The sequence below is a fragment of the Segatella intestinalis genome (genome assembly GCF_029348455.1).
Lineage (GTDB): Bacteria > Bacteroidota > Bacteroidia > Bacteroidales > Bacteroidaceae > Prevotella.
Genome location: NZ_JARJVV010000011.1, coordinates 146,274 through 152,273, shown reverse-complemented (window position 1 = coordinate 152,273; position 6,000 = coordinate 146,274). Strand labels below are relative to the sequence as shown.

At 43.5% G+C, this 6,000-nt stretch carries 5 protein-coding genes; 1 reads left to right on the top strand and 4 read right to left on the bottom strand.

Features of this window, described 5'->3' with window-relative positions; genetic code table 11:
• Window positions 1-313: 313 nt before the first annotated feature.
• From P3T48_RS09145 to holA, 4 genes are all read right to left on the bottom strand, one after another.
• The gene (locus P3T48_RS09145) at window positions 314-1,222 is read right to left on the bottom strand and encodes a dihydroorotate dehydrogenase (protein WP_022251686.1); all 909 of its coding nucleotides are present in this window, start codon (window positions 1,220-1,222) and stop codon (window positions 314-316) included.
• A gap of 94 nt (window positions 1,223-1,316) precedes the next feature.
• Window positions 1,317-2,090, bottom strand: coding sequence for a dihydroorotate dehydrogenase electron transfer subunit (locus P3T48_RS09140; RefSeq protein ID WP_276506486.1), 774 nt, complete (start codon window positions 2,088-2,090; stop codon window positions 1,317-1,319).
• Window positions 2,091-2,537: 447 nt separating this feature from the next.
• Window positions 2,538-3,098: a helix-turn-helix domain-containing protein gene (locus P3T48_RS09135; RefSeq protein WP_276506485.1), complete on the bottom strand. Its 561-nt coding sequence runs from the start codon at window positions 3,096-3,098 to the stop codon at window positions 2,538-2,540.
• Window positions 3,099-4,152: 1,054 nt separating this feature from the next.
• Window positions 4,153-5,184 (bottom strand): DNA polymerase III subunit delta, encoded by a 1,032-nt coding sequence (gene holA / locus P3T48_RS09130; RefSeq protein ID WP_022251689.1) that lies wholly within the window; start codon window positions 5,182-5,184, stop codon window positions 4,153-4,155.
• Between the two features lie 139 nt (window positions 5,185-5,323).
• Here holA and P3T48_RS09125 point away from each other — a divergent pair, with 139 nt between their 5' ends.
• Window positions 5,324-5,782 carry a type I restriction enzyme HsdR N-terminal domain-containing protein gene (locus P3T48_RS09125; RefSeq protein ID WP_276506484.1) on the top strand — a complete coding sequence of 153 codons (459 nt, stop codon included), beginning with the start codon at window positions 5,324-5,326 and terminating at the stop codon, window positions 5,780-5,782.
• Window positions 5,783-6,000 lie beyond the last annotated feature (218 nt).

The window sequence follows — 6,000 nt, the reverse complement described above, 5'->3', positions numbered from 1 at the left end:
AAAGAACTATTTCGTATATTAAAGTGTTAAAAATCAGTAACTTAGCTGCACCAAAATAACACCATTTTTTATACCGGATTTTTGATTCGAATTTTGAACACCCTACCTGTAAGGGCAAAAGCCTTATAAATTGTTAGGAGTTTTAAAGCTTTTGCCCTTACAGGGCGATAGGCTATCATCCGTAATAACCCAGGGCGCTGCCCTGGGCTAAGAGCTTCTGCCCCTTCAGGGCGTGTGGGGCGAAACTTCAGTTACAAAGACAAAAATACACGATTTTCGACTTTTTCAAGTGGACTCAGATAAACTCCTTCACTTATCTGATGGCTCCGATAATCTCATGCACGGATGAGCAGCCATGAGCGTCGAGCCAGTCATTGATGCCGTCCTTCACCTTCTTGGTCACGGCTGGATCAAGGAAGTTGGCTGTACCAATCTCTATCGCAGTGGCACCACACATCAAGAACTCAATGGCATCCTTGGCTGTAGTAATTCCGCCTAAGCCTACAACTGGAATCTTGACGGCATGAGCCACATCGTACACCATACGGAGGGCCACAGGCTTGACACATGGACCGCTCAGACCGCCTGTACGGATGCTTAGCAGCGGCTGACGCTTCTCGATGTCCACTGCCATACCCATCAGAGTGTTGATGAGCGATACGGCGTCGGCTCCCTCAGCCTCGCAGGCACGGGCTATGTCGGCGATATTGGTCACATTGGGCGACAACTTAACTATCAACGTCTTGTTATATGCCTGACGCACAGCTCTTACCACCTGGGCTGCACCCTCACAGGTCACACCGAATGCCATTCCGCCGTCCTTCACGTTAGGGCAAGAGATGTTGAGCTCAATGGCAGGTATCTTGTCCAGCTCGCCTATACGGGCCGCACAAGCTGCATAATTCTCTGGTGAATGACCCGATACGTTGACAATCATATTGGTGTCGATATCCTTGATTTGAGGATAGATATGCTCGCAGAAATAATTTACGCCCTTGTTCTGCAAGCCCACACAGTTGAGCATTCCCTGTGGTGTCTCTGCCATTCGGGGATAGTCATTGCCCTCGCGAGGCTCCAGCGTGGTGCCCTTTACAATAATGCCGCCTATCTCGTCAAGAGGTACAAAATCGGCAAACTCCAGTCCGTAACCAAAAGTTCCCGAGGCTGTCATCACGGGATTCTTGAGCTTCAGATGATGTATATTTACGCTTAATGATGCCATAATATTCTGTTGTTTTTAATTCATTTTCCTTTACAAATAAAGGATTAATGCGAAACTATAATGAGTATAAGATATTGACAAATCAAGAGGGATATCAAACCCAGAGCAGATTCTTCACATTGATGACCGGACCATCCTTGCACACACACTGGTTGCCCTTCACGGTCTTCTCCACGCAGCACAGGCAGGCGCCCACACCACAGGCCATCTTGTTCTCCAACGAGACCTCGCACTCCACATCAGCCTTCTTGGCATAACGCGCCACACTCATCATCATGGGCTTAGGACCACAGGTGCTGATCATGTCGAAATGCTCGTGCTGAAGGATGGAATGGTTGGTAACAAAACCTTGCTCGCCAGCACTGCCGTCCTCGGTGGTGATGCACACTCTGCCATACTTGGCAAACTCGTCCAGCTCGAGCAGGTCGGTTGCTGTACGGGCTCCCAAGAGGAACACGGGGTCGACACCCTGATCCTTCAGCAGCTTGCCGAAGTAGAGCAACGGAGCCACACCTACGCCACCGCCCACCAGCAGATAGCGCTGGCCAGGAGCCGTTGGCATGGTGAAACCATTGCCAAGAGGCAACATACAGTTGAGCACATCGCCCTGCTGGAGCTTGGACAACTGACGGGTTCCGTCGCCGACAACAGCCACAAGAAGCCACAGCTGATTCTGCTCACGGTCTACAAAGTTGATGGAGATAGGACGGCGAAGCATCGTGGCAGGCGAATGGTCTACACGTACTTCCACAAACTGTCCTGGCAGGATTTCGGGGAGCGCCTTGTCGTCGGTCAACTTAATCAACACGTGCTTGTCGCTCAATGGTTCTACCGAAACCACCTTGAGGTCTAAAATGTATTTTTTCATCTTCAGGATTTGAGTTTTGTTCGTCTTGTTTGAATTCTGTTCTTGTTAACTACGGCTCTTATTGTTCTAATGATTGCGCGCATACGCACGCACACTCATCATAATGGCTTGTTTTATCATGATGGCTTGCTTTCAAATTGCCGAGTGCCGCTTTAACTTCTGCAAAGGTAATGCAAACGAGCGCAATGAAAGCTTGCTTTCAAATTGCCGAGTGCCGCTTTAACTTCTGCAAAGGTACGAAAAAAATAGGGAACACAAAACAAAAAACAGACAAATGGAGAAAAAGAATAAAAAAAGAAGCTCTTAAAACAAGAAATGAAGGAGCCAGGACAAGAGCCATTCAGCTAAAAAATGACTTAAAACACTTGTCTCGACTCCTTCATTTCTTACTGACAGAAGAGCGAATCTGAAAGCTCCGAAAGATGCCACTTTCAAGGAATAGAATGACTATTTCTTGGGTACGAAAGTCTCCCAGGTCTGATCATCATAGAAGATGCGGATCTCGGTGATTTTACGTTGCGGTTTGTCAATATATTTAACTTCTGTTTGGGCTATATTTTTGCGTGTAGGATTTACACTATGACTTACAGGTTGATCAAAAAGTGAACCTGAAGGATAAGCCGAAGATGGCTGCGAGGAAGAATGAGCCGACAAAGAGGCAGCAGAAGCCGACTGAGGGGAAGACACAACCTCAGCAGGATCGTCGTCCGAAAAATCGAGTGCCATATCCGTGGGCTCATGACGCGCAGCCGAACCGCTACCAGAAGTTGCATCCGATGGGGTGGGCGCAGCACCGTCATGAATATACATCGGACCGACTCCGTAGAGCAACCAGTCGAGACTGATGAGTGGAAACTTGCGTTTGATTAACTCAACCGTATTGAGTGTTGCACGACTCTTACCGGTGAGGATGTTGCTCAGGGTAGGAGTGGAGATCTGAGTCATCTGAGCGAAGCTTTGCTGGGTGAGATGCTGGTCCTCCATAATCTGTCTTATTCTATCTTTCATACCGAATAGGTGTTATTTTTGTACTTTTTCTAAGATTTTACAAAGGTAAATCTTTTTTTTGAAACAACCAAGAAATATAAAGAGAATTTTGATTTATAAAGTTTATATTTATCTATTTTAATTTATAAATTATCATCTATTAAACGCAAGTTTTCAGGTTTAGATTTATAAACCTATATTTAGTGTTTCAAAGTATTTACAAAGAATTTATTTATAATAAAAGGCTAATAAACTGGGATTTAGCATAGTATTTCACGTAAATAGGCGCATAAAGGGTGCTTTATGCAGGTTTTTGATGTATAGTGATTGTTTTTTATGCTTTCTAAATCGATAAATTTACATAAATCATTGGTTTTCTGTGGTTTAGATGAATAAAAAGTGATATGTATATTTATTCGTTTATGTTTTAGAAGAAGATAGTTTAGTTTATATTATTAAATAATTACCAACTATAAATATATTTAGTTTTAGTTTTGAAACTGAAATTTACCCCATCTCTCATTTAAAATTTTAAAATATAAATTTCTAAATTTCACGATTATAAATCTTAATAAATATAAACGATAAATATTTGAAGCTATAAAACTGCTCAAATTTTCATTTTTTCTGTTTTGCTTATCACAGGCTAACCCACATCCAAATTCGCGAGTTTTGAGGAGGATAAACAACGATTTAGAAACGTAAAATACTATTTATCAACACTTTACACAAAAACAAGACTGTTTTCAAGCAATCTCCTTTTAAATCAGAAATAGGTCAAACAGAGGAGAAAAAGGGGCAATTTTGGCTATTTTTCTTGAATTTCACCCCATTTTTGCCCCTATTTTCATTCAACATAGCCCCATATTTACTTTTTCTGGCCTCACTTCCGGCTCATTTTTCTGCAAGAGGAGTCCAGCTTCATACCGAAACACTCCCCAATGGGGCAACATAAGAAACAAGAAAAAGGGCAACCCCGGAAAGGATTGCCCATTGTATTTTTAGAAAACTCAATTACAAAACTGGAGATAAGACAGCCGCCCCAAAAGCAGAAAAACCAGACTGCCCGATCAGCTTAATGGAGGATAAAAAAGATGAGTTCCTGCATCAGTTCGCCAGCCGAAGTATTGGGGTTGTTGAAGCCCTTCATCTTGGCATCCACCTCCTTCATCTTGGCAATAATCTGCATCACCTTCATTCCATTATAGTTTCTCATTCCTGTCGTATAATCGCGCACACCCCAGGTAGATTTCAAATCCAGGAATTTTGCGAGCTCTGTTTCGTTCTGTTTATTGGGTGCATAATATGCCAACATCAAATTTTGGAAATAAGAAAAGAGCAACGGGAGAAGCGAGAAGGCTCCACCCGACTTTGGATTATTGTCAAAATATTGTACTATCTGATTTGCCTTGAAAACATCCTTGTTGATGATCGCATTTCTCAGCTCGAAGACATTGAAATCCTTGCTCACTCCGATTTCGCGTTCCACGATTTCGGGCGTCACTCTCCTGTCGTTTTCCGACAGCGAAATGAGTACCTTGTCCAGCTCGGAGGTAAGACGGTGCAAGTCGGGGCCGATGTGATCGGCAATCATCTGTGTGGCCTTCGGCTCGATGGTGGTGTTGCGCACTTTCAGATATTTCTCTATGAAACCCGCCAGTTGGTAATCTTTCATTTTTTTGCTCTCCAAGAGCACACCCGTCTGTGCCACCTTGGTGAGGAGCGTCTTCGGACTCTTCAAAGTTCCGTTTTTATAGCACACACATAAGATGGTCGATTTTACGGGATTTTCGAGATACTTGTCGAGTGCCTCGAAATTTTTCAAATTTTGAGCCTCTTTCAGAATCACCACCCGATGCTCTGCCATCATAGGATAACCCTTGCACTGGTCTACCACCTGGACTGCCGTCACAGAGGGAGACCCGAAAAGCACCACCTGGTTGAAATCTCGTTCTTCCGGCTGGAGCGCATGTTCCATCAGGTAATCACAAATTTTGTCGATATAGTACGACTCGTCACCCATCAGCAAGTAGACGGGTGAGAAGTTGCGAGCCTTCAGATCTTTCATGACCGACTCATAACTTACGCCTTGTTTTTTTTCTGCCATTACGATATTTTTTGTATCTTTGCATCAGCTTCGCCGATGTTGGGAATTTATTTCAGCCACAAAGATACGAAATATTTTTCTAACAATCTGCCAGAAAGGAAAGAAATCGGCGACTATATATATAAAAGGTAAAACAAACATGACAAGTCTCAACTTACCGCCCTTCGACGTACGCCTGAAAGGCACGAAGCAGGCGCCTCTGATTTTCGATTTTCTGAGAAGACGCTACGTCCGGCTCACTCCCGAAGAGTGGGTGCGACAGCACTTCGTCCACTTCATGGTGGAGCACCGCCACTACCCTGCCTCACTGCTTGCCAACGAGGTTTCGCTGCATGTGGGCGACAAGGTTCTCAGGGCCGACACCATCCTTTACAACAAGCAGCTGCAGCCGGTCATGATCGTTGAATACAAGGCTCCTCACATACCTATTACGCAGACTGTTTTCGACCAGATTGTCACCTACAATATGCTGCTGCATGTAGACTACTTGGTGGTGAGCAACGGGCTGCAGCACTATGTCTGCAAGATGGATTATGAAGGTAAAAAATATTTATATTTAGAAGAATTACCAGACTACTCAAATATTTTTACAGAATAAGGGCAGCGATATTCAGTCAATTACTGCTCTCATCTACAGAGCCAGGACTGGTGTCCATTTACACTAATGACACCGCAAGAAGTGTAAAAAAGACACACTTCAAAATAGTCATTAGTCATTAGTCATTAAGGAACTTTGAAAATGCGTTTTTCTTCAATAAAGAATAATATATAATAATATATATTATTATATATTATTCTTTATTGCGTTTTTTCCAT

What these genes read in the sequence shown, in the direction of transcription:
- holA (WP_022251689.1), bottom strand. Translation starts at nt 5,184, where the DNA reads ATGGCAGAAAAAAAACAAGGCGTAAGTTATGAGTCGGTCATGAAAGAT.
- P3T48_RS09140 (WP_276506486.1), bottom strand. Translation starts at nt 2,090, where the DNA reads ATGAAAAAATACATTTTAGACCTCAAGGTGGTTTCGGTAGAACCATTG.
- P3T48_RS09135 (WP_276506485.1), bottom strand. Translation starts at nt 3,098, where the DNA reads ATGAAAGATAGAATAAGACAGATTATGGAGGACCAGCATCTCACCCAG.
- P3T48_RS09145 (WP_022251686.1), bottom strand. Translation starts at nt 1,222, where the DNA reads ATGGCATCATTAAGCGTAAATATACATCATCTGAAGCTCAAGAATCCC.
- P3T48_RS09125 (WP_276506484.1), top strand. Translation starts at nt 5,324, where the DNA reads ATGACAAGTCTCAACTTACCGCCCTTCGACGTACGCCTGAAAGGCACG.